This window comes from Vreelandella alkaliphila (genome assembly GCF_016107625.1).
GTDB lineage: Bacteria > Pseudomonadota > Gammaproteobacteria > Pseudomonadales > Halomonadaceae > Vreelandella > Vreelandella alkaliphila.
In genome coordinates this window covers 62,762-86,465 of the sequence record NZ_JABASV010000012.1, presented here as the reverse complement: position 1 = coordinate 86,465, position 23,704 = coordinate 62,762, and the positions used below count along the sequence as shown (strand labels likewise).

At 53.7% G+C, this 23,704-nt stretch carries 26 protein-coding genes; all 26 read right to left on the bottom strand.

Annotated features, from left to right (window positions below; genetic code table 11):
* Nucleotides 1-234 precede the first annotated feature (234 nt).
* Nucleotides 235-573 (bottom strand): hypothetical protein, encoded by a 339-nt coding sequence (locus JFC11_RS16250; protein ID WP_198350061.1) that lies wholly within the window; start codon nt 571-573, stop codon nt 235-237.
* Complete coding sequence (locus JFC11_RS16245) at nt 573-1,289, bottom strand: hypothetical protein (protein WP_198350060.1); 717 nt, start codon at nt 1,287-1,289, stop codon at nt 573-575. Before JFC11_RS16245 ends, JFC11_RS16250 begins: the two co-directional genes overlap by 1 nt.
* Before the next feature lie 3 nt (nt 1,290-1,292).
* Complete coding sequence (locus tag JFC11_RS16240; protein ID WP_198350059.1) at nt 1,293-1,736, bottom strand: hypothetical protein; 444 nt, start codon at nt 1,734-1,736, stop codon at nt 1,293-1,295.
* A complete protein-coding gene (locus tag JFC11_RS16235) occupies nt 1,736-3,181 on the bottom strand; it encodes a hypothetical protein (protein ID WP_198350058.1) in 1,446 nt (481 codons plus the stop codon). Before JFC11_RS16235 ends, JFC11_RS16240 begins: the two co-directional genes overlap by 1 nt.
* A complete protein-coding gene (locus tag JFC11_RS16230; protein WP_198350057.1) occupies nt 3,169-4,587 on the bottom strand; it encodes a baseplate J/gp47 family protein in 1,419 nt (472 codons plus the stop codon). Before JFC11_RS16230 ends, JFC11_RS16235 begins: the two co-directional genes overlap by 13 nt.
* Nucleotides 4,574-4,948, bottom strand: coding sequence for a hypothetical protein (locus JFC11_RS16225; RefSeq protein ID WP_198350056.1), 375 nt, complete (start codon nt 4,946-4,948; stop codon nt 4,574-4,576). The genes JFC11_RS16230 and JFC11_RS16225 overlap by 14 nt, the downstream gene beginning before the upstream one ends.
* Complete coding sequence (locus JFC11_RS16220) at nt 4,948-9,132, bottom strand: VgrG-related protein (protein WP_198350055.1); 4,185 nt, start codon at nt 9,130-9,132, stop codon at nt 4,948-4,950. Before JFC11_RS16220 ends, JFC11_RS16225 begins: the two co-directional genes overlap by 1 nt.
* 6 nt (nt 9,133-9,138) lie before the next feature.
* Nucleotides 9,139-9,921 carry a hypothetical protein gene (locus tag JFC11_RS16215; RefSeq protein ID WP_198350054.1) on the bottom strand — a complete coding sequence of 261 codons (783 nt, stop codon included), beginning with the start codon at nt 9,919-9,921 and terminating at the stop codon, nt 9,139-9,141.
* Between the two features lie 83 nt (nt 9,922-10,004).
* Nucleotides 10,005-10,529 carry a hypothetical protein gene (locus tag JFC11_RS16210; RefSeq protein ID WP_198350053.1) on the bottom strand — a complete coding sequence of 175 codons (525 nt, stop codon included), beginning with the start codon at nt 10,527-10,529 and terminating at the stop codon, nt 10,005-10,007.
* A gap of 3 nt (nt 10,530-10,532) precedes the next feature.
* The gene (locus JFC11_RS16205; protein WP_198350052.1) at nt 10,533-11,105 is read right to left on the bottom strand and encodes a hypothetical protein; all 573 of its coding nucleotides are present in this window, start codon (nt 11,103-11,105) and stop codon (nt 10,533-10,535) included.
* 24 nt (nt 11,106-11,129) lie between these two features.
* A complete protein-coding gene (locus tag JFC11_RS16200) occupies nt 11,130-11,636 on the bottom strand; it encodes a hypothetical protein (protein ID WP_198350051.1) in 507 nt (168 codons plus the stop codon).
* A gap of 10 nt (nt 11,637-11,646) precedes the next feature.
* The gene (locus JFC11_RS16195; protein ID WP_198350050.1) at nt 11,647-12,234 is read right to left on the bottom strand and encodes a hypothetical protein; all 588 of its coding nucleotides are present in this window, start codon (nt 12,232-12,234) and stop codon (nt 11,647-11,649) included.
* A gap of 3 nt (nt 12,235-12,237) precedes the next feature.
* On the bottom strand, nt 12,238-12,897 hold the full coding sequence (locus JFC11_RS16190; RefSeq protein ID WP_198350049.1) for a hypothetical protein: 660 nt from the start codon (nt 12,895-12,897) through the stop codon (nt 12,238-12,240).
* Nucleotides 12,898-12,910: 13 nt separating this feature from the next.
* Nucleotides 12,911-14,473, bottom strand: coding sequence for a hypothetical protein (locus JFC11_RS16185; protein WP_198350048.1), 1,563 nt, complete (start codon nt 14,471-14,473; stop codon nt 12,911-12,913).
* Nucleotides 14,470-14,781, bottom strand: coding sequence for a hypothetical protein (locus tag JFC11_RS16180; RefSeq protein ID WP_198350047.1), 312 nt, complete (start codon nt 14,779-14,781; stop codon nt 14,470-14,472). The genes JFC11_RS16185 and JFC11_RS16180 overlap by 4 nt, the downstream gene beginning before the upstream one ends.
* A 65-nt stretch (nt 14,782-14,846) precedes the next feature.
* On the bottom strand, nt 14,847-16,403 hold the full coding sequence (locus tag JFC11_RS16175) for a hypothetical protein (RefSeq protein WP_198350046.1): 1,557 nt from the start codon (nt 16,401-16,403) through the stop codon (nt 14,847-14,849).
* Nucleotides 16,404-16,613: 210 nt separating this feature from the next.
* A complete protein-coding gene (locus JFC11_RS19030; RefSeq protein WP_232482943.1) occupies nt 16,614-16,769 on the bottom strand; it encodes a PAAR domain-containing protein in 156 nt (51 codons plus the stop codon).
* A 138-nt stretch (nt 16,770-16,907) separates the two neighbouring features.
* Nucleotides 16,908-17,255 (bottom strand): hypothetical protein, encoded by a 348-nt coding sequence (locus JFC11_RS16165; RefSeq protein ID WP_198350044.1) that lies wholly within the window; start codon nt 17,253-17,255, stop codon nt 16,908-16,910.
* 12 nt (nt 17,256-17,267) lie between these two features.
* Entirely contained in the window at nt 17,268-17,960 is a 693-nt protein-coding gene (locus JFC11_RS16160) for a phage baseplate assembly protein V (RefSeq protein WP_198350043.1), read from the bottom strand.
* Nucleotides 17,953-18,921: a hypothetical protein gene (locus JFC11_RS16155; protein ID WP_198350042.1), complete on the bottom strand. Its 969-nt coding sequence runs from the start codon at nt 18,919-18,921 to the stop codon at nt 17,953-17,955. Before JFC11_RS16155 ends, JFC11_RS16160 begins: the two co-directional genes overlap by 8 nt.
* Nucleotides 18,921-19,625 carry a hypothetical protein gene (locus tag JFC11_RS16150; protein WP_198350041.1) on the bottom strand — a complete coding sequence of 235 codons (705 nt, stop codon included), beginning with the start codon at nt 19,623-19,625 and terminating at the stop codon, nt 18,921-18,923. Before JFC11_RS16150 ends, JFC11_RS16155 begins: the two co-directional genes overlap by 1 nt.
* A gap of 69 nt (nt 19,626-19,694) precedes the next feature.
* The gene (locus tag JFC11_RS16145) at nt 19,695-20,162 is read right to left on the bottom strand and encodes a hypothetical protein (protein WP_198350040.1); all 468 of its coding nucleotides are present in this window, start codon (nt 20,160-20,162) and stop codon (nt 19,695-19,697) included.
* Nucleotides 20,163-20,164: 2 nt separating this feature from the next.
* Nucleotides 20,165-21,004, bottom strand: a complete 840-nt coding sequence (locus tag JFC11_RS16140) for a hypothetical protein (protein WP_198350039.1) — start codon at nt 21,002-21,004, stop codon at nt 20,165-20,167.
* A gap of 35 nt (nt 21,005-21,039) precedes the next feature.
* The gene (locus JFC11_RS16135; protein WP_198350038.1) at nt 21,040-22,152 is read right to left on the bottom strand and encodes a hypothetical protein; all 1,113 of its coding nucleotides are present in this window, start codon (nt 22,150-22,152) and stop codon (nt 21,040-21,042) included.
* Nucleotides 22,153-23,067: a hypothetical protein gene (locus JFC11_RS16130; RefSeq protein WP_198350037.1), complete on the bottom strand. Its 915-nt coding sequence runs from the start codon at nt 23,065-23,067 to the stop codon at nt 22,153-22,155.
* Complete coding sequence (locus JFC11_RS16125; RefSeq protein WP_198350036.1) at nt 23,067-23,648, bottom strand: hypothetical protein; 582 nt, start codon at nt 23,646-23,648, stop codon at nt 23,067-23,069. Before JFC11_RS16125 ends, JFC11_RS16130 begins: the two co-directional genes overlap by 1 nt.
* Between the last annotated feature and the right edge of the window lie 56 nt (nt 23,649-23,704).

Sequence of the window (23,704 nt, the reverse complement as noted above, 5' to 3'; positions counted from 1 at the left end):
TGGAAGAAGAAGCGCGCCATTTTGGTGGCAAAGCCAGACATACGGCGGGAGCGGTTGTTCGCTTCAATATCGGTGACGGTTAGACCTGCTTTTTCAAACTCTCGTTTGACTGAGGCGAGGCCATCCGCATCGAAGTTATTGAAGTCAAACGTCACGTAGTTTTGACGCATGATTCCCTCGGAAGTAACTGTTTACGGGCATTAGGTAAACAATTGTAACCTAGCAGGTAAATAATTACTTCAGGGGGAATGATAGATAGACGTAAGCGGTAAAGCCTTCATCGGTAAATGCGGAAGGGTAGGGGCAGGTCGCCATCAGCTGAGAATCGGCGTTATAGAAGGCAAGCGTATCGAAGTCGCCCGCGCCTGGGGGAATGTCGCAAATACAATGGATAACACCATTGGAAACGTAGCGGCGCAAAATACCTTGATGAACTATATCCGCTGGCTGAGGAGCCGCACCGCCTGATAGGGCTGCTACGTAAGTTTCTAAAACCACCGGCTGAGAGCCGGTGGTAACTGCATTAAAAAGAGCAGTGTAATAGGCTGGTAGCGGTTCTGCGCGTCGCCACATTAGATGCCCGCCGCCTTCTCTACCGCCATTAAGCGATCAAGCATAGTTATCTGTCGCGTCATGGTGTTGATGGCAGCAGTGCCGGTAATGGCCATGGCTACCACGGCCTTCTGATCGGCTAGAGCCTGCTCTCGTTTACGGCGTTCTTCGTTCTGAGTGATGCGCGCGCTAAGTGATGCGGCGAGCGCGCGCGCTGTCTTCTCGGCTCCTTCTTGAGCGCTATCGGCGTCATTTTTCGCTTCATCCCGGTGCTGTAAAAATCGATGCATCTGATCAATTTGTGCAGCTGCCATTTCAGCAATAGCACCGTCAAGGCGGACTGTTTTAGCAAGATGGCGCTCAACAGTATCAACCTGCCAGCGACTGCCTGTATCAGTCACTTTGCATAGCACTAAGTGATGCGAGGCGGGTTCCGCTACGGCTATCAACCGGGCAATTGTTGTCATCCCCATCTGATAGCGCGCATCAATGACAACGTAGGGCTTGGCGGCAGTTGGTTCGACTACTTCCGGCTCTGTGAGCCGAACAGTGATTGAATACCCGTTACTCTCTACTACCGCTGTGTTACTAGCGCCAGCCTCGCCCACCGTCAGGCGGTAACCACTCGCTTTACAGACAAATCCCTCATAAATGCCAGTAGGAATGATGCCTGTAAACTTACGGTTTAGCGCGTGTGAAACATACTGTTCACGCCATTGAATATCCGCTTGCAGCATGGCTTATCCTCCGAAGGCAACCGGCGCGTTGTTGCCAACGTGCGGGAAGTCGATGTACGTGAAGGTTGTATGGCGGTTAGAAGGCACAACCCAGGCAGGAAGGTCGATACTGACGGCCACTAAGTTGTCAGCGTCATCATAAAGCGCTGTCAGACTATATTGATGAGGCTCCGTAATATGGCCATCGGGCATGTGGCAGCGCGCCAGGATACGACCGTCACCGTACTGGAGGTGTGGAACACCTTCAAAAAAGACATTTGGAATGTCTTCGAGATCATCAGGCACATCAAGAATCATCGGAGGCGTCTGACTCGTATCCAAAAAGCCGTAGCCCATTTTGAACTTTGCGATTTTGCGACACGGCCCTTCGCCAATCATGGATCGGGCGATGCCGTCATAAAAGCGAGGCATGATCTTGGCGCTCTGCCAGTTAATCGCTTCTGACATTAGGCTTCCTCATAGTGCATATCTAATGGGGCCACATCGCCAGGCAGTTCATCAAAGGCGGGGCCGTAAAGTAGGCGCTGCGTCGTGCTTACTGAGGAGTGCCGTGCGACAGACTGGCCGCCAACAGTAGGCGTTAAAGCAACGCTTGGGCTGCACTCATTGTAACAGTTTGTAACTGGAGGTAGCGAGTAAATGGCACGCGGGGCTTTTGAGAATTTAGGGTTTAGCGTGGCCATGCCTATCAGGCGACGATGCTGACGACTAACAAAGCGGCGAGCCACAGCCCCCTCAACTCCCTCTAGCCCCCAGTGTTCGCCCTCAATACTTAGCCCTAAGTCCAACCCCCATGGCGGCATTGACCAGAATTTTGCGAGAGACTGCCCGTTACGCGACTGTTGCGTCCAGCCGGGGAAGGGGGAACCGCCCCAAACGTCCGTTAAGTGGTCATCGGCCCTCAATACATCAAAGGGGTAGCGCCCTAGCGTCCAGTACGCAGGGGCAACCTGTTTAATGGCCTCCTGTAGCCCCTGAGAAGCAAGCGTTGAGCCAATATGAGTGATGGGCTGGTGGTGATGGCCAAGCACGCCAAACGCCTGGCGTTTATCGCCTTCAATGCCAATTAGTCCCCAGTAACTACCGTCGATGATTTTGCCCGCGTCCAGCCCCCAGGCAGGCATTTCCCACGACAGCAGGCGCTTGGATAAGGCATTAGTGTCCCGCATGCTTTCTAACGGAGACTGATCAAGGTGCTCGCCATCTTGAGCGTCATTATCCAAGTAACGAGCACCTAGCTCGAACCATGTAGGTTGCACGTTTTCAGCATGGCGATACAGATGCACAGGCAGCTCTATCAGCGAGCGAAACACGCTAAAGAAATACTCGCCGTCATGTACGACGTGAGCAGGGCGGAGCACATCAACTTTCCGTTTTACCGCAGCGCTAAATGCTTCTGTGTCGTACCCTACGGAATGTATGCCAGGCAGATTAGCCATTACTACGCCGCGATAAGTGCGGAAATAGTCATGACGATCAAGCCCCATCAGCTCTATATCGTGGAGAGTCAAAAACTCGCCATGGCCATACGGCTTGTTTTTAGGGGCCAATAAAGGCTCCCAGCGCACGTCGAGGCCTGAGAAGTCGCGAGATAGCACTTGGCCAAGTACCGCCGCATTATCCTTGCGATGTATTTCATAAGAACGCCAGGCGTAAGCAAACGCCCGGTTGCCATCTATGATGGGCAGGCCTACTTCAAACTGAACGCCCGCCTCTCTAAGCAGTGCTTCAACGTCTTCGTTATGCGCCGTAAACACGCTGCGCATTTGCTCAATGCGCTCTAGGGCTGGCGTGTTGTAAGTGTCCCAGTATGTCTCCAGCGCTACCGCTAGGTCGTGCCAGCGCGGCTGCTCTCTCTTATAGGGCGTTAACCGATCTACTAACCATCCCATTGTTCATACCCCACATTGATATCGGATAACTGCCAGTCGAGGTAAGGGAGGTCGTCTAGGCCATTGCTGCTAGTGTCGCCAAACAGCTCTATGATGAAGTCGCCTTCTTCGTTTTCGCCCTCTTCAAAGTAGCCAGTCGCATTAAGCAGACGATAGAAGTCTTTGAGCTTAACGCTTGTTCGGCGGTCGCGACTGTCTTTCCCGTAATAGCGCTCCAGCAACTTGCGCACTTCGTTCTCAATGCGCTCCTTCGGCAAGCTCCGCACAATGCGCCCCTTTAACCGCACCATGAACGGTTTAGGGTTTGGCTCGACAGCTTGATACTCTCGGCTTATCGGCTCTTCTAAATGGGTGGTTATTTCCTCCAGCAATCCGGGCCGTTCAGGGGCGTAAGCGCTAATAAAAATCTTGCCGATATTGTCGAGACTCATACCGCTGGCTTGCTCTTGTTCTTGCTCTCCCCATACATTCACCCACACTACTTCCGGCCACTGGCGACGAATTTGAAAAGCGTAGTCGTCACGCCAGGTCAGCTGCTCATCGTAAAGCGGGTAGTAGAGGGCATTGCGACGTATTTCTTCGATATCTTCCTGGGGCTTGCCGCCCACAATAGGCGTATAGGTGCTAGCCTCTACCAGGCCCACGTTTGTATCTAAACTACCACTCAAGTAACGCAACTCTTGGCCAGCCAACAGCTCAGTTTCGCCGCGCGTCACCTTTGCGTATATCACTACGCTATCACCACCTTTTGGCATTCGGCCAAAGGTGCCATTACCAAAACGGATACCAATTTCATCTAACGGGGAATAAAACTCATCGTAAGCGCGGCTCGTGCCATTGGTGTTCATCAAGCGCGGATGCATCTTCCAGACTTCGCCGCTGACACGCACTTCTAGCTGGCCAACCTGCACAGAATCTGATCGGTCGAGTGTTATTTCATAAAACGGTCTTGTCTCCTCAACCGTGAACGAATACCGGGCATCTTCCCATTGGCACACTTCGAAAATTGCCACAGCCCCTGCAGGAACAACCGCATCGTCGGTCAGCTGGTAAGGCAGCTGATTTGCTCCTAAAAAAGTAGAGCCTGCGGGAAATGAGACCGGCTTTGATCCCTTGTTGGTTAGCGCAACAGACCCACGGGAAGGCGTTGGCTTTCGCGGCACATACTGCCGACCCTCGGAGTGAGCAAGCACGCTGCTGCGGTTACTAGCGGTTGATAAAAAGCCCTCTTGATGAGCGCGCTCTGCACGCCAGTTAGCCTGGCGCAATGACCATGATTGAAACAGAGATATGCCTTCGACAATCTGACTGTCAGTGAGCCGTTCATACCCTGGCAAGCTGGTTAGTATCCGCTTGAATTCGTCGTGGGCGGTTTGCTCGTCAATAAACTGCTCAGAAAAGGCCACGGATCACCTCGCCACTTAATGTGATTGACTGCTGAAACATTCCCAGCAGGTGATGAATCTCAACTCTGCATAAATCTTTATCAACGAAAGCTACGCCGATACGCCGGATCGTCACGTCTCGCACGTCGATAGGGAGTTTTTTTGCAACCGCCATTTCTAGCTGGATCGTGAGCAAAGGTGATTCAGGGTCATGCCAGAATGGACGCAGGTTATGGCCCCATGCCGGATTATCAGCAACAGTCCCTTCCGGCGTTGCAAGCCACTCTGCTATGCGATTATTGAGCGCATCCCCATCAACATATTCTTGTATCCCCGACGAATTCAGCCCTAAGAAATGATCTAACTCATTAAATATACTCATTAAATTCTATCCATCGCCATAAGCGTTAGTATCGGATCACTAAAACCAATCTGAATATCGTTCACACCTGGAGCATGGACGCCGCCACGCGGTGATAGAGAGTCGTCAGCGCCTACGTTGCTGGCCACTCTCTGCCGTGCTGGAGCAGGCGAAGATGACTCTCTTGGTTCGCGACGACTCGCGCCTGGCGGTTGTCGCTGAGGGGCTGGGTGAAATGCTTTTGCTGCCTGACGATCATCTATAGGTGTCACGGGTTCGCTAGGCAAAACAGGTTCAGCTGCGGGCGTTGACCCGCTTATTGCGTAGTCCAGGGCAGACGCCACCGTCATCGGTCGAGAATCGACTTCGGAAGTGCTAGTGCTAACCAGGGAGGCAGGGGCAGATGAAGCCGCGCCCTCTGACGGTTGAGCAGCACCCGGATCAGGTTGGTTATGGCTTTCACTTCCCGCGGTTAAAACACTAGATTCATCACGCTGGTGGGAGTTAGCCGCGGCGACCTGTTGCTCGCTGGATGAGGCTTCTTGGCTTTCACTAGCGCTTGCCTGAGAAATGGCGCGCACGTCTTCGCGCTCGCGCGCGTATCGGTCACGGGCGGCACTGGATGAAACAAATTGGCTGGCATAGTCGCCGCGTGCATCGTAAAGGGCGTCGATTATCTCGTCTTCACTGGCCTCCGGGCCAACGCGGCTCATGGCGTCGTCAATGATTTTTCTGTTGCCTGCCCCAGAGTGCTGAACTGATTGAGAGTAAAGCGCCTCTTGTATAGCCTCGCTCTCAATATTCATCCCTTGAGTCGCTGCGTAATTGGCAACGGGATCGTAATGCGTCCGGGCAATAAACGACTGCTGAGCTTCCGCAAACCCTTCCGCATCCCGGTCTGCAACTTCTCGATACTTTTCGGAGAACTCATCCGAACCGGCCTGCATGCCTGCAAACTCTTCCCGGTAAGCTTCACCTTCCTTGGAGTTCAGGAACGCTTGCATCGTGCCAGTATTGGAGGCCAACTGGTGCTTACCGTAAGACACACCACCGGGGTCGCCGTGCCCAGTTGAAACGGTGCTGACGCCACGGCCACCAGACTCGTACTTCTCAGCAACACGACCAAAATCATCACGCTCAACAAGGCTCGCGTCACCACTGGCGCTTTCAGCTGCCTGGCTGCTCGATTGCGCGGCCCTAGCACCAGCACCCGGCATGCCGCCGAATGAACTTGGCGCTTGCGTGGGCTGTTGGGGTGCTGAGCCGCCTGAAAACCACGTCGCAGGGTTGTACCATTTGCGCTCTTTTAGCTCTTCACGCCGCAAGCGTTCTTCACGCTCGTCAAGCGCCTTACGAGCCTCCTCTTCGACGTTATCCATCGTGCTGGCCACGGCGTCGCCTACTGTGCGGCCCGCTTTCTGGCCGCCCCAAGCGCCCAGCGCGCCGCCGATGATGCCGCCAATAAGGCCACCAATCCCCGTTCCTATAACGGGAACAATAGAGCCTGCCGCAGCGCCAGCTAAAGCACCACCACTAGCACCCGCTACAGCACCACCACCAGCGCCTACGCCTGTTACCGCTGCTGTGGTTGTTTTTTGTGCTTCGGAAAGATCGCTGCGGCTTTCAAGTTCGCTTCTCGTACTGCTATAAGCCAGCATGCCGGTGACAGGGGCTGCTACAGCACCCAGTAGACGACTGCCACCGCTTAATGCCTTGCTGCCAGCGCCCTTTATTGCATTAAGCGTGCCCGTGCCAGCACCAGCGCTTGCACCTGAACTGCTGCCGCCCATCCCCAGCATGCCTTTGACACTCTGCCAAGCGCTGGCCATGCGACCAGTGCTTGCAGATGAACCAGCACTTCCTGGCGCTGCGGCTCCTGCTCCGGGAGCACCCCCCGGTGCTCGAACGAACGGCGAGCGCACGCGATCCCAAAGACGCCCCATTCGGCCACGGCCTGCGGCACCACCGGCACCTCCAGCACCGCCACGCCCACCAGCACCGCCAGGAGTAGCCCGACCTAAGCCAGCCCGCGTAGGAATGATGCTAGTTCCACCACCCCCCTGAATGCGCTTTACTTCCTTAACGACTTCTTCAAAACCGTCTTCATTGGTAGAAGCAATCGTTTCCAGCGTCTCACTGACCTCCTCATGCTGAGCGCTAGATTGCTCTAACTGCTCCCTATCTGCCGTTACACTTTGCGCTTGAGTTTCGCTAACCTGGAGTGTCGCTTCTTCGTGGTTTCGTTCTACAGTGCTTACTTCAGCACTGTCGGTCTGAGTGCCGCCACCTGCTTCGCGGCGCTTATCCCATTGACCGCGCGCCCACTGGTACAGCTCGCGACCTTTTGAATCCTCGCCCGCCAACTCCTGATAGCCCGTGTAGACCTCTTTAACAGCTGAGTAGTAGGCATTGCCTACAGCAGTGCCAACGCCATCAGTCGCGTCGCCCTGTTCTGTCAGCGTGTCATGGGCCACTTGTCCTAACTTGCCTAACAGCGAGTCGTTTTTCTCTTCACGTTTTGCTTGCTGGCGCTCTTCACGGGCCTTTGCCTGGGCAAGTTCCGCTTTAGACATTCCCGCTTTTTCGTCACGCGATAGAAACTGGCCGTTCTCGTTTCTCAACGGTAACTTGCGCAAATCCTCGGCGGTCAGTGGTGTCTCGGAAGGCTTTGCGTCAACGGTCGCTTCGCTGCCAGGCTTGTCAGGGGAAAGGGGAGAGCTTGTCTTGCCCTCACTAACCGCTTGGCGTTGCTGGTCATCGCCACCGAAGGAATGCTTGGCGTGAATCGCGTCGGCAGTCGCTGTAACACCACCGTCCGCTTGGCTGGATAGCTGTGTCGAAGGCGATAGAGCGCGATCCACTTGCTTCTCTATCCGCTTCACACGATAGACTTTCTGGCGTAAACCCTGGGTATCAGAAGATGCGGTTGCCGTGGCCAGGCTCGTAGCGCTGCCTGGCACTGACAACGCGCCAGCAGCATCGGTTGAATCACTGGTCGCTAATGTATTTCGCGTCCCGCGCCCTGAGCGATTAGCCACCAGCGTGCTAGCAGCGGTGTTGTGCTCAATACGCCGAAGAGCAGCTAAAACACCATTCCTGGCGGGGTCTAAAAGCGCCAGTTCTGGGCTTGCAGGCTCAAAAGCAACGTTGGCTAGTAGCGCTTGAAGAGGCTTGATTGGCAGTGCTGATTGAGCACTGCTAGCGCGCTCAAATGCGTCTGATTGACTTCGACTGGATGTTTCCAGTCCTGTTGCGACCGTGGCCATCAAGCGATGATCACCAACGCCTTCCGTATAGCTTTTGCTTTCGGCTTCCACTCGCTTAGCCGGACGCTCTGCGTTTACAACGGGCGTGGTTTCGCCCAGCCACTTTTGATCCTGACTGTGAGCACTCACTACCGCTCGGTGCGAGTCATTGGTAACGCCAGGCGTCACTCCCGTGTAGCGGGCGGCTTGGGATCGGTGGGCATCCACTGTCGCGGACTGATTTTCGTGTTGCTCTGTAGTCGCCTGAGACCAGTCGCGCTCAATGTTCTGTAAGGTAGCAAGTGTGGCGCTATGGGCCGTACTTAGGGGCGATACATCTTGGCTAGCAAGGTGAAAGCTAGCACTCGTCAACAGCTCCTTAACAAGCGAGGCGTGGGGTATCCCTCTTTCACTTGCGCCGTCTCGGTGCCCTTCGGCTGTGGGACTTAGCGCCTGGCCACCACCACCCTGAACATTCGTAACACTGCTCAAGCTATCCGCAGCGCGAGATATTGCAGAAGCGTTTATTGGTGGCGCTTTTTCAGCGGCGCGTGCTATTTGCTCACTGTGACGACGGTCGCGCTGAGAAAAGCCAGCCACATTGGCGTAGTGGCTGCTACTATCGCTTTTGCTAACACTCGACCAGTCGCGCTCAATGCGTTCAAGCCACTTCCCCGCGTCAATGACAGGGGAGGGAACATTGAGTGTGACCGGCACCTCGCTAACCAAATGAAAGACAGGAGGCTTGGCAGCGCGCTCCTCCTGGGGTGGCTCAGCTTTCACTTCTAAGGGGGTTGCCTGGGAGAATGAAGCGATAGCGTCTAATGCGGCGACTGCATCGCTTTCAGTTTCTTGTGCATAGCCTTTTCTAGGCTTATCGCGACTGACTTTGGCATCTGCAGTACGTTCGCCGCGTCCTGGTTCGCCCACAGCGCCAGGTTGTTTATGATTATCAGCCATGATTGCTTACCATAGTCGCGGAAGGTAGTCGCTCCAGAAAAACGGAAACCTGAGCCGGGTGGTTCGCCCGGCCTCCTTATCGCACGCAATAGGCGGCGTAACGATGAGCGTTTCCCCTTCCACGATGATGCTAGGCAGGCCATGAGCCATGGATGCTTGGGCATCCTGTACCTTGCGATGCAGTTCAGTAGCACTTCGCTGCGTCATTGCGCGCACCTTGCGCTCAATATCAGCGATACGAACATCACGCACGCGCGTCTCATTCAGCCCGGCAAGGCTAGCGACTAGCTCATGGCGTTTAATCACAGCAGTCAGGCGTCGGTAGTCGTGACTATCAGAAGACTCAGGAAGACCAGCACGCAGCTCCTCCAGTTCCTCCATGGCATGGCCATCCAGGGGGCGCACTTCATACTCTTCTCCCTCATGCTCGATACGGCGGTAAGCCAAGCCCTGCATCGGAGCGTAAAGTGCAGCAATGTCTGTGAGTTTAACCAAGGCGTCATGCTCCTGACCGCAATGCGGACAGGAGTAGGGGAGGTGAATACTTGGATCGTTGGTGGTGTGCGCGTGATACCAGAAAGCAGCCAACTGGCGGTCGCTAGCCGTCCAATCTAAAGGGTCGCTGTAGTGCTCCGGGGATGACTGTAGCGTGCGAAGCACAAGGGTGCTTAATCGCTCATCATGTCGCGCGTCAGTATCGGCAAACTGCTCGCAATCGGCTACTGTTGCTTCGCGTAGATAAATAGTCGCAGCCGGGTTTGACGGCAATGAAAACGGGGGTATCTGCATAAGAGGCTCCAACGGTTCTCTTTGCAGACAATCTTACCACTCAAGTAAAAAATTGTTACTTTATTTGCTTTTGAGGTAACTATTTAATAATTGATTTCTCCACCCCTAAACTCAACCAGAGTGATAGGGAACTCCAGAAGAGCACCGCTTCTATCAACACTTTCTGTCAGCTCGCCAATGGTCAAGGGTTGCACCCTTAGCTCCTGACGCAACGCTTCACTTCCATCACGAAGGCGGTCAAATATCTTGCAAGTGCGAAGGTAATCAATAGGCAGCCCCCATGTGCCATCGGGATAAACGACTTTTCCTACCCACTGCTCCATCCACTTGAAAATTCGACCATCTTCATTGTCCCGCATGGTCAATGACAGTCCTACCGGCTGAGCGCCGCTGTAGTAGTTGAGGTAATGCGCACCTACACGCTTAGACTTCACCTCAAGCTCAATAGGTGTTTGGCTAACTTCCTTGCAGTACAAATCCCAATCCGATGGAGCGCTCTCAATTTCAACGCGGAATTGCCAGCCTTCTCGGAAAGGCGTTTGTACCATTTGCTTCGATATTTGCCGCATAGCAGCTATGTTGGGATCACCACCTCCGATAACAGGCATAGATTAGGCCGCAATGACAGGAGGGATAATTGCCGCCTGCTCCTGGATCGTTAACTCCATCTCTGTTTTTGCCTGGTGAAGCTCTGCATCACTGCGTAGATGGTCATAAGGGATTTCACTTGCTTGGTTAACCTGGCGCTGGCGCTGAGTATTGATAATGTCGATCAGCGTGTACAAGTAGTCACCAATTAGCCCTGTAGTGCCTCGCGGCAAGTGGTCTTGATCGTACCGCATGCCGACAAAATCAAAAAAGTAACGCACTGTGTACGGCGGGATATGACAAGGGGTTAGCTCCAACAGCCATGCAGGGGAGTCTCCCGAAAGCTCTTGCAGAAATACTGCCGACCCACGCGCGTCTTCCCCCCCAATAGGCGCAAGTGCTCCTGTCGGGGGCTGTAGGGTAGGGGTGTCGGGCGGAAGGTCACTGGCTTTAAGCCGGAGCACACAAATGTGCCCCGCTTTATCCTGGTAAGCCTGTAGGGCTATTCTAAGCAACCGTTGTAGCTGCCCCTGATCTTGCACCAGCAGAAGGGGGAAGCGAGCCTTTACATCATCCAGAAGTTCAAGCGGGGTCATAAATAAAATGCTCCTGCTTAGCGATTAGCTAGCGATAGGTTCGATGTAGTTGGCGTGCAATGTACCCGCTGGTTTTACCAGTGCAGCACGATCCTCTACAGAAAGGTCTACGCCATCAAGGTTTAGCCAGCAGTCGTGCATAATGAAGCCATGAGACTGTGCGTTTTGGCCGTTCTTAGACTCAGACGTAGTACGCAGACGGCAACGCAAGTAGCGCTTGTTAACCACCCAATCACGCACCATGGTGTATATGTCGCCATTGATAACCTCTTTGAAGGTAATCGGAATTTCGGCGGCGTTGTTGTAGTTGCCTGCTTGCAGGAACCGCACGCCCATCGGGCCAAACGACTCGATCATTTCGCGCATCAGCGGCGGCAACTGAAATGCTTGAATAAGCGTGGAGTTATCTTCATAGCCTTCAATTTCCAGCAAGAAGTCCGTACCGATCAGACCTTCGCCCTTCGCTACATGCGTGTTATAGGACTCTTGAAACAGCCCTACATTACCAACGGAGCCAGTGATTTTGGCCATTCCTATTCTCCTATCCGAACGTTGCCGGAATATCTGATTGATTCACCGTATTGAAGGTTTGCAGCTGGATAGTGACGCTCCCCTCCAAGGGGTAGCCGTCGCGTCCTATCGGGCCGTCTAACGGACGGCTAACGTTGGTGATAACGCAATGTGGCCAGATAATCTGGCGGCCAGCATTTAGCGACACTTGTGGAGGTATGCGTCCACCCGGAGTAACCTCGTTCATTTCAGGCGCAACCGCTTTCTCAAGCTCAATGATTGCTGCCTGAACCTGGCTGTAAGCATCCGACGTAGCATAAAATTCGAGTACAAGATTGAAGTTATGAGGCGTCGTGCCACTCCATACTTGCGTAGTATTGAGCGTTGACTTACTGGTCTGCCCTTCGCCCAGCCCGCCGACGTGGCCCGCCTGGAGAATGCCGCCGACCTTGCTGAACATTGAACCTGGCGTGTCATTTTCGAATGGGCTTTCCCATAGCGCGGTCAGCTCGCGGCTTGAGCCTTCCCCAATGATCCCCACAATCAGGGCATCCGGCGTCTGAATGAACGCCTTTAGGTGGTCGCTAATTGTGGGGTCATTAGTGCCAACGGTGGCCATGGGTTATGCGCCCATTTGCTTGCGGCGGCGCATTGACTTAGCGCGCGAGCGCTTGGCGGCAGACGTATTAGCCTTCCGGCGAGCTTTCTTGAGCGCTGCCCGTTGAGCGGAAGTCATACGGCGCTTACGACGGCGACGGCGCGGTATACGGCGAAGTTCGCCGTTGCGAATTACGCGCTTGCCAGACTCAAGGATCAGTTGCCCACCGACGCCAAACTCGCTCACCAAGTCGTCATCGGACTTCGTAATGTCGTCTAGTTTTGCCGATAGATGTTTACCGAGCGCCTGAGCAGCATCGTCGTTTTCTTCAAACAACTGAGAAATACTGCCCGCTTCCGCACCGAGTGACTTCAAAGCTTCTTCGGTTGTTTCCCAGAGCGCTTCGTAATGCTCTGCCTCTTCGTCAGTTAGCTCTTCTTCGTCGGTGCTCGATGCAAGCCCTTCGAGCAGGCTATCCAGTGCGTCGAAGCTCCAGTCGCCCTCGTCAAGCCAGGTCAAGACAGCACCCATCGCTTCGGAACGCAGCGTGTTCTCTGCGGCCTCGGCAATCAGTTCATCCATTTCTAACTCTGAGCGCTCACGGGGAGCGCTCTCTGTGATCATGCTGGGCCGGAAGTCACAAAATACTTCGTCATCAGCAGAACCAGCCATAAAATGCTGCATAGTGTTGACTTCCTTACTTAATCAGCTTGGGCTGACCCGCGATACGGCGAGCAGCGCCGGTCGGGCAGACTTCCCAGGTAACTTTCCACAAATCAATTTCGACTTGTTCAACCTTGATGACGTAAGGCCGGTTACCACCATTTGCATCATCGCGCGGTCTAACCAGGGCACCCGCCGTCACAAGCTCTTCCATCATTTCTGTGGTGAGGTCGGTCAGGATGTCGCGAGTCAGGCCGTCCGGCTCAAACTTGGCAAACGCCGCAGCTTGCATAAACCGATGGACAATGTAATTAGTGATGCTGTTGACCCAACCAAAACGGCTGTAGTTTTCCTGAAAGTGAATCGCCAGGTCATCGCCAATAACAACGCCAGGGCCGGTCTCGTTTGCCAAGATAGGGTTGATACGCGCGGTGTAAAACGCATCTTTATCCAGCGGATCAGTGGCATACAGGGCACGGGCACCACGGCGATTAATACCGCCCCGTTTAGTGCCAGCCGCAGCATAATGAACGCCGGGCACATTGCCTGCGAAATTGGCGTTACCACGGGCACGCGCGGCCGCTACAGCACCTGAGTAGCCCCAAACGGCGCGACCACCATAGAAGGGGTCTTGGAAGCTAAACGCGCCGTGATAACAGTTTGCTTGACGGGATTGCAGAGCTGCGTTGCTCAACCAATTTACTGCTGCGTCGTTACCCAGCTGAGCCGGTGCATCAAAGAAAAATTGAGCATGACGGCCCTCTGCAATTTCAATGCAGTTGGCAAGCACGTCCACGTCATAGTTGCCAGCGGCAAACATGAAATTAAGATCAACGCGCATGTCACGAAACGCATTCCAAGCCTTTTTGTAGTCTTCCGTCGTCGGCACGCCGCCGTTGGTGCCGCCTTCAAAGGCTTCGGGGCCGGTGACGGCAAAGTCGGCAATGCTGGCATCAGGGCCAACGGAAACATCCAGGCGGGTCGAAAAGTTTTCAAACACGGACTCTACATAAGCAGGTGCGCCCATATCGTCTACCGCGTCTGGGTCGAAGCTGAATGTCAGGCGTTCTACTAACTGGTCAGCCCCTAATGAATCCTGCTCAGTCACCTCAAGGGTGATTCGCTCTTTTTCCGTATCAACATTAGTAATGCTGATTTTTCGCTTAGTGGATGGGTCGCCGTCCTTGGGGTAGACAGTGATCGCAACACCAGTATCCGACTCAACGGTTGTGCCGTATTTGTGGGATGACTTAGTGATTGGCTCAGCAGCGCCGGTAGAGTTAAACCCAATGGATGGAAACTCGGCGTCTTCGGCCACTACTCGAACGACTTGCACGCTTTCGCACGCCTCGGCCGCTTCATTCAAGTGACGCAAGCCTTCGGACTTGATGCCTTCACGCGCATGGAAGGGCTTGCCCAAAATATCGCGCCAATTTTCGCCATGCACATTCAGCACGCGACCCACTGGGCCTTTCGGGGCTTCGACAACACAAGCTGCAATACTGTTGTTACCGCGAATCGTGCGGTAAGTATTGTCAATCAGAGTGAGAATCGTAATGTCAGCCGCGTTGGTGATAGTGCTCTTAATCATACTCATTCGGCGCTGGCCTCATTCTTAGTAGTAGCATCTGCCGTGTCAGCCTTTCGGCGCGACGCAGCCTTTTGCTTAGCGGGGGCTTTAGGTGCCTCATCCTCAGCAGCTTCCGGCGCACCTGCCTCGGCTTTTTGAAGAGCCGTTACCTCTAGCAGTGGGTGGTGCTTTTTGAAAACCGCAGTAATGCGCTTCGCCGCATCCTCGGAAACGATGTGCGTGCTATCGCCGGTCGGCACAGTAATCCGGCAATCGCGACTTACATAGTCCACGCTGCCGCTAGTAGGGTTGGTGATCGTAAGGGTCTGGCTCATAGGGTTCACCTTGGTTTTAGCTAGTCATCAGCCCCCTGGTGACCAGGGGGGGAGAGTGAAGATGGTTAGGACGTGGTGAACTTGAGTTTGCGGAACCAGGCGCGACCGTTGTACGGATGCATAGTGCGGTAAGCCAGCTCGTACAGCGTATCGCGGTGTCGCAGATCAGCGCCTACCGGGTGCTTGAATGGCACAGCTGTAATAGCATCAGCCGCCACATAACCTGAATCGCCGTGGTTATCTCCCTTAGCAAAACACAAGGTTTCCCATTGCTCTGCTGCTGGATCGCAGTAGAGGTCGTACATGCCGAACAAACGGCCGACATAGTGCGGCTGTGGAATTTCCTTGTAGCCTGGTGAAACCTCAAAATAGGGCGCGCGCAGCGACTTGAAAACATTGGCGGCACCCCGACCGGCGACCAGACCTCTAAGGCCGGAAATCTTGGTGCTCATCATCAGCTCGGTGCTAATGTTCATAAGCACTTCGCGCAGTGATTCGTAGTGTTCGTGATACGCCAACGCGCTGGGTACAGTCATATCCCAAGTGGTTGTTCCATTGGCAAAAAACCACATATCATTAAGTCGCTTACGGTCTTTATCAGCTGACAGAATGTTGCGCATAGCGGTCACAGTCATGCTGGACATATCTAGCCCAAACTCACGACGCGCCTGGAAAAGTGCCTGCACGGTAGTTTGACCGCTGATAGCAGACTCATGGGGCACAATTACCCAGGACTGAATATCATGGTCAACGCTCGGGATCAGTGAAGGGTCTTTTTCAATCGATACGTCATAGCCGACGTGTATTTCCAAACCGCTTGCGGGGGCTGTAGCGAAGTTGACAGCAATCTCGCCGGTTTCATAATTGACACTACCCGTCACACCGTTGCCAAAAATGTTGCCACGGCCGTCATCGACAGCCACTTGGTTGCGGTCAAGATAGACCACAACATAGCCGCTCATGTTAGCGCCAGACTTGCGAATCGGCATGCCTACAGCGTGAGTAAAGCTTGTTTTGCTACCGTCGCCCACGCCCAGCGCTTTGCGCTGATCCATTGAGCTGTACTGGCCACGGAAGAACTGGTCGATAACATCGCCTTTCTTCAAGTCGCCAAATGTGTTGCCTGCAATACGCTCAACACGGAAAATTTCAGTACGATCAAAATTGGCCGGAACCGAAGTCACCATGTCATTAGTGATGGTGTTCAGCTGGATCGGAAGCACCAAGGCGGCCATGTGGTCGCGCAAGATTTGACCTTCTGACGTGCTCATAGGGCCAACGCTTTCCATGATCCCTTCCGGGCCTTTACCTCCTGCCAGGATTGCCAGGTTTTCCAGTGCTTTATGCGAAGACGCGAGCACTTCCGCGCTCGGCATGCGTCCGGTTTTCTTTTTGAATGCACGAACGGCGTTTGCCTGGGTGGCCAGAATCATCGGCGCGCTTTCACCGAAGGCTTCAAAGATAGAGCCGGAAACCGCCTGTTCTAGCTGACTGTTGCGCTCGGCCGCTTCACCGATAAATTGTTCGCCATCCATCTGCGGAGTAATTACCGCATTCGTCATGGCCCTGGCACCGCTGTTGATATCGCTTAGTCGCTGCATGTAATTGGACTGAGAACTCATACCGTCTCCGCTAATCTGTGGAACCACCGACACGGTGGCGAATTACCTGATAAAACTATCCGTTACACAATTTTACACAAAATAGGGTGCCGGTTCACAGCAAAATTACTTTTAGGGTAAAAAATACGCAAAGGGTAATGCTTGGGCCATAAAAAACGCCCACATAAATGCAGGCGTCGTACTTACAGTTTTTCCAGGTTTACCATTACATTAGTTCGCGAAAACGTTAGGACTCCCCGTGGCAGCCGTTGACCCGCAATCAACGGCATCAGAAACGCGGGTAATTGCTCTGCCGTTTACAAAAACGCTACCACTACCCGACACTGACGTTCCCCCATGGCACGTAGAGCTGCCGCAATGCGGCATCCAAGAATCTCCCACTCGATGCGCGCCCAATCCATTTATCTTTACATTTCCAGAGGCGCTGGCGTTCGGTCGAGGGGGGAAGCTGCCGTGACCGGAGCATACATCCGTATGGCGATGAACTGCTGGCATAATTGTCTCCTAAATTGACCAATCAACAGGGTTTCTCATTCGGCTTTTAACCGCCTCGACTTTGTTTGTTTCTTCCATTGACACGTCAAAAGCGGCCCGACTAACAGACTCGCTATGGTCTTTATAGCGGTCTTCTTTCATATTTGGGTTCATGTAAACACCCCGGTCGCGGTCGGAAGCAATATCGTTCCAACGCTGAAACTGGGTCGCAATAGCCGTTAAATTTTCAACCGCCGCGACAGCTGTTTCAGCCAGGCTCTCAAGTGCTTCAGCCTGCCTTTCAGCGGCTTCAGCCTGCCTTGCTAGTGCGGCGCTGTCAGCGCTCTCCAGCTGCAATATGTGCGTTTCGCCAGCCACCTAAAACCCTCCTTAATTAAGATAAATCATTGATGCTTTTAACTTCATGTCTCCGCCCGCAGTTATATCTATATCCCCCGCCACATTGAGCTTCATGTCCTGACCAACATCTAGCTCCCAGTTCTTGCCAGTATGTTGATAGGTTTCTTCTGAGCTAGATGAGTACATGGCTTTTTGGCTATGCAGGGTCAAATCCCCCTCTTTTGTAATACGCACTGCCGTGCCCGTATTACGCTGAGTTAATAGCACTTCACCATCCGGGTTTATCTCCACCACGACACCGTGCTTCTCCATGACCTGGCTCTTGTGGTATACCGGCTCCACCGGCTCTGGCTCGCCAAAGTGCTTATCGATGCTATGCACAATCTTGTCTGGGCCTAGCCAGGCTTCATGTGGTGCATGCGGCTTGCCTTCCGGGGCGAAGTGGCACCAGCCGGTAATCCTGGGGTAGCGGGTATCGCCGTTAGGGAAGTCCAGCCAGACCCAATCCCCCACTTCTGCAGGCATGAAGTTGCCGCCGCGCTGGCGCGAATCATTGAAACGGTACTCAGCCCAGGGCAAGTCTTTGTCAGGCACGCCGTCCCACCAGCCGGGCACGCGCACTTTGACTCTCAATAACCCCCTGGGGTCTAGGGTGCTGACCACGCGCGCTCGATACTCAGCCATTTGCTTGTGGCCACTGAACGTCAGCTTCTGATCATCCATTCAGTATCACTCCCTTAATGCGCGTGCGGTACTGGTCTTTCTCCTGCTGGCTTGACACCGTATGAATCATGATTTCAGGCGGTATAGATTCATCGAAGGGGCAGCCTTCTCGACTGCGGTGGAATTTTAGCTCAAGCCTGTCACGGGGCTTTAGCACCCCCTGTCCATACAGCAGCAGGTCGATGGCTGGGATCGGCGTCTTAGAGAGATTGCCTAATACATCGCTGCGATGGTGCGGCGTGGCTTCAAACTCTGCGCCACCACCGATTACCCCCTCAGTCATCGTCCAGCCGCCATACCCGCGCTTTACGCGGTCTTCGATCATTCCTGATCGGTAAGTGAGGGCGTAGTCATCAATCATGTCCAAGCGAGGCTTGCGGGGATCGTCATGGTGCAGCGTCTTAACAACGGGCTTACTCCACAGGTCATCCAGGGGGTGCATGTGCAGGATTCCCCGGCTGTACCAAAGCGCGGCACCAAACTCCCGCGCGAGCTGGCGCAGTGCTTTGCTAGGCCGCTCTCCTGGGAGTAAATGCCAGGCATCGACAAGAGGAAAGTTGCCAACATCCAGCGCCAGGCCAGTTGCTTCGGACAGCAACTCCTGCATTGACTTAATATTCAGGAACATAGCTGACTTAGCGGGCGTTTTTAGTGCGTCAACCGGCGCTGCCATGCACTCAATCGATAGATTGTCATTGGCGTCGCTATCCACCGTCTTGATGACGAACGCTTCACTAATGCTCAAGCCCCCGCCCAGGCCAGTATCATCCAACTCAGCAGCAAGCAACGCACCCTCTATCACGCCAAAGTCATCTCTAAGGACTCGTTCAGAGTCCGTAGCCTGCAACAGCAGTCGAGGCCCGGAAAGGTCGAGCACTTCAACATAAGCCACCTTATGAAACAGACTAATGTCGAGCGCCTGGCCATTGACCATTAGGCGCTGAACTAAAGGCATTTGCATCAGCAGCCCTCACACATAGAGAGTTCTAGCTGCCAACGCATCTGATCAGGAACAGCCACCTTCGCCCCCTGGATAGCATAAGCGCGTATGCGCACTGGCAAGCTCACTGCGTGCAGTCGCCCCTCCTTTGTAGGCACGCTAACATCGTCAAACTCTGAGGTCTTAGGGTCGATAATCTCAGCAATAATGTCTTCTAACGGCTCGCCATCAATCTCATACGAAAGGTCAAATTTGTGGCCACGCTTAGCGACGTTGCTAACGTGAAACACCCATGCCAATTGCATTGCGTCCAGCGTGGGCTTATCCCAGGCCATCAGTGTCAACCGGTACTCTACTACCATCATGGCGAACGAGAGGCGCACCGTTTGACCACTATCAGTCGTGGCCACAACGTCATGCTGGTAGTCAGCAGCCTCGGCATCGATGGTGCGCACATTAGGCTTTCTCCCATACAACACCAGCGGGAGGGAAGGGCGGTTGCTAGATACCCAATCTGATACCTGCTTGGCAATTGCAGCGGACTCGATAGACCTAACTGCCGCATGAGGCTCGTCAAAATCCCCGCGAAACACCTTGAGCTGCGGCGGACGCTTCAATAACTGACGCCAGTTTTGGGGGCCGCTATCAAAACCCTCGCTGTAAATGCGTGCAAGGAGCTGGCCAAAGCCAAAATCTACAGCTTGTATCACTGAATAGTCAGACATAAAAATACCCCCAGGCATAAAGCGCTGAGGGTATTGTAACAGTTTGTAACCGTTAAGCGGAAAGCCTACTTACTGTGGGCGAAACGCCTTTAGCTGGGTGATGGCATTCTGCGCGGCGGCCTCTTTCGCCTCCACGGTTTCCGACTGACGAACTGCCGTCTTGCCTGCCAGGCGCAGAGAGCGGATAGCAGAAAGTGCTTGCTCCCACTGTTCAGCCGTGGCAACAATTTCGTTAGCAGCTTCTTCAGTTGTTTGACCTGTCATCGCAACGTGGTCGGCTACGCTAGCCGGAACAGAACTTTCATCTTTACCGTTGGCCAGCCACTCGCTAGCTTCCTGTTTGGCCAGAAGGTATTCCTGGTCAATATAAGAACCTGGCGATACGAAAGCTGCGCGGGCAGCACCAGCAGCATTATCGATATCCCGCTCAAAACTCAATTGCACTCCACTGAGAATCGCGTCAAATGGGATTTCAGTTGTCTCGGTGTCAACATTCCAGTGAGTGCTTCCACCATGATTTAAGCGACCAATAATCATAACTACTCCCCCGACAAGACCGTAAGGTCAAGGTTGCTAAGAATGTTGCGACCATCTGGGTAGAAGTCAACCAGATCGCCCCACGTTAGCCCGTCACGCAATACAACATCGTACACATCGAGTTTTAGAGTGTGATTAGTGCCGTTGCGATTACGAACCAGCTTAGAAACTGAATCAGCCCCGGCTACCTTTTCAACCGTAACCGTAGAAAGATAAAGGTCGCGCCCTGAATAGCCGCTATAGACAGCCGTTAGAGGCACATTCTTTAGCCTTATTCGACCATTGTGAACCAAGACAGATATGGCGCTGTTCGTATACCCTACGAACGAGGATTGCGAACTCATCTCGCCAAGAGAAGAATCGAATTCCGTAGTAAGGTTGCAATAACGAAACAAGATGTTGCCCGTTGATAATGCAACAACATAACCACGGTAAATATTGTCAACTTGCTGATAAATAGGAGTGAAAATTATCTCAGGGTTTGGAGATCCAGCCTCACCCCAACGGTAAAAGCCTACCATCCCAGTAGATAGCGAAAAGCCAAAGCCATTAACGTAATGGACTTGTCCAGCTTTCAAAAAGACCCTAATTTCAGACCCGTTTACAGCGCGCCCGTTAATTTCGTTGATTGATTTGATAGGATCTGCCTCTGTCCCATCACCACTATCATTCCCGTACTCAGCGTCAATATAAAAAGTCTGCTGAGACAGCGCCCTCATAGCGCCAGGCACGGAATCGGTAGCCTGTTTTACTTTTTCGTCAATTGCTGACAGTTTTTCTGAAACTTCATTAGTAAGCCGGTTGGCGGCATCAACCAAGCCACCTATTTGCTCTAAGCTCATTAGCGCTACCTCCTCAAAGGTGTCGTGAATAATCATTAATCATTAATAACAGTGTTCGCCACATCGTCGGCACCTCTGTTGAACGCTTCAGTTAAGCGCACCAGCGCCTCTTCGAACTCAGCTTTCTTGGCGTGATGACCATCATGGTTGTGATCAGCGCGCGAGAAGTTACTATCGGCTTCTTCCCGGCTATAGCTGGCTACGTTGCGCACTTTGGAAAGCCCTAGTCCGGCTTTCACAGCCTCTGGCGCGTAAACATACTGATCTGTAGAGCTGCCTTCCGACCCCCAAAAATGGGTTGGCGTGGTGCCCCAGTTCCAGTTAAACGACACATCTTTTACGTTAGGTAATCCAACGTCTTGCTTGGTCGTGCCAGAGCGAATAGACGCAGCGCTCATTGTTGCCGCGTCACCAAGCCCCGTTATTTCACTAGCTGCATGCTTATGACCAGCGCTAGAAAATTCACTGGCATGCTTTCCATCTAACAAGTCAGCGTCTAACCCCGATCCTTTTCCATCGTTACCCGCGTGCCAGACCGCATTACCGCCGATTGCAATGCCAATATCGCCAGGCGCGTTTGTGTCACCATTAAAATGCCAAACACCATCCCTAACGTAGGTTCTAAAGCCACTTCGGGCAGAAGGGCCGTCGTCGAAATCATTGAGTGAGATATATTTCTCAAGTGATGCATTTTGCGATGTTGCGTAGTCAGCTAAATCACCAGGCTGCACAGCGCTATCGGCTTTTGCTCCCTGATCCGGCGTAGCAAATGCCAGGCCAAAGGCCACGGCATAGCCGGTGCGAGGGCTACCTACATCAACGCTAGCCATGCCGCCGCTATTGACCACAGTTGCAGGCAGTACATTGCCATCAGGGTCGTATGCCAGCACGGCAACGCTATCGCCAGAAAGGCCGTGATTGACTTCCCATACGCGCCCGCTAGCGCCTTGCGCATGCACGTAGCGCCGCTGTGGCGCGTTCACAGGAAACCAAGCTAGTCGGCCACCCACATCGCCACGCACGTACAGTACGCCGCCAAGGAAACAGGTAGCGCCCGCCTTTGCGTTGCCAGGGAAGTCAGCCGCTTCTTGCAGCTGAAGCCCTCCCTGGAGCGCGAGATTGGCACGTACTGTCGTGGTGGCCGTCACTTACACAGCCTCCATAACTTGCACAACAACCTTGATCTTTGCAGATTCCGTTAGGCGCACAGTGACTCGGCTGGCGTTGGTCTCTTCAATATCTACAATGTCTTTGCGGTATTTGCCGTCGCCACCTTCCGTCCACACATCGACCGCTACGAACAAGCTGTTTAAGTCGTGATCGACCAAGTGCTCAACCGCAGCTGCAGAAGACTGATAAACGAAACGCTGAGCATTTATCGCAGACAAGACGCTACTGGCACCTTGCTCTAACGCCTCGACTCGCCCAGCAACGTTCGCTAAGCCAGCCTCAAGGTCTGCAATACGCGCTTTGAGCGCTGGCGCAAGATCAACCGTAAAGCCCGTATCCGTTGAACCTGTGACCAGAACGTAGTCGTCAGTGCCGTCTACCTCCGAGTTGGTGTTGTCTTGAACATCAACACCACCAGCGCCATTGAACAGCAGCCCATCTTTACGGTTAACAAAGAAGGGATCGCCTGCACCCACGCGCACATAGCCTTTTTGATCGGCCTTGTAATACGCGCCAGTGCTGGTGTTGCCCAGAGCAGCGAGGTCTAAGGCGTTAGCTTCATCTACGCCTGGCGTTACACTGCCCACATACTCAAGCGCATCGCCTAACGCCGCGATCTTGGCTTCCACAAACTCAGTAGAAGCGTAGGTCTGCTCGACTGACGACAAACGGCCTGCCAGGGCGGCTAGCTGCGCTTCATCGGCAATCGCGTGAAGAACAATGCCTCCTGACGAATCCAGCGACGTGAATTTGAGCGCCTTTTCTGTTTCGTTGTACCAAATTCGCCCAGCGCTTAAATCAGTCGGGTCTGCTGTTAGCCGCTCAGCGCGGAGGTTTTCAATAAATCCTCCAGCCGCCAAGGTCATGCCGTGCATGCGCGGAAAACGTGACATTAACTTGCTCCTAGACCGGCGTTATCCGGCATAAAAATCATATCCAGTCGCACCGGCAACGCTTCCACCAGAGTGACGCGCACATGGTTGGCGTCCAGCGCCTCCACGCTTGCAAATTGGGCGCGACCCTCGTTGTCCGTAATGCGCTCGATAAAGCGCGTCTTGCCCATGCCGTGGTTCACTACATGCTCAAGCTCGGCCGGTAGTGAAACGCCGAAATGGTGCAAGCCATCTAAATCAAGATCAGGAACATCAAGCGGTGGGGGTACATACGCCGCAACGACCGATAGGGTTACAGGTCGTGCCAAGGCATCCCATGGCTGCGGGGAGTAGTGCCGGCCTTTTGAGCTTAGCGAGGCATGAAGGTATCCACTGGCAATGTGCCAACGCAGATCAGCATTATCATTGCTAACAGACACGCTACTTACGACAACGCTGTGCGCACCTGCAGGGAGGTGATCGGCAAGTCGAAACTCGGCCTTGCCGTTAAAGCTAGCAACCGTCAACGACAGCTCACGCAGCAAGTGAGCGCGGTTAAAAGCGCTGATAATGCCAGTGAGCGTGTCGCGTAAAAGTGCCATGCGTTACCTGTACGGTCTGGTTTTCCTGCATTGTAACATCATGTAACTTTAGGTGA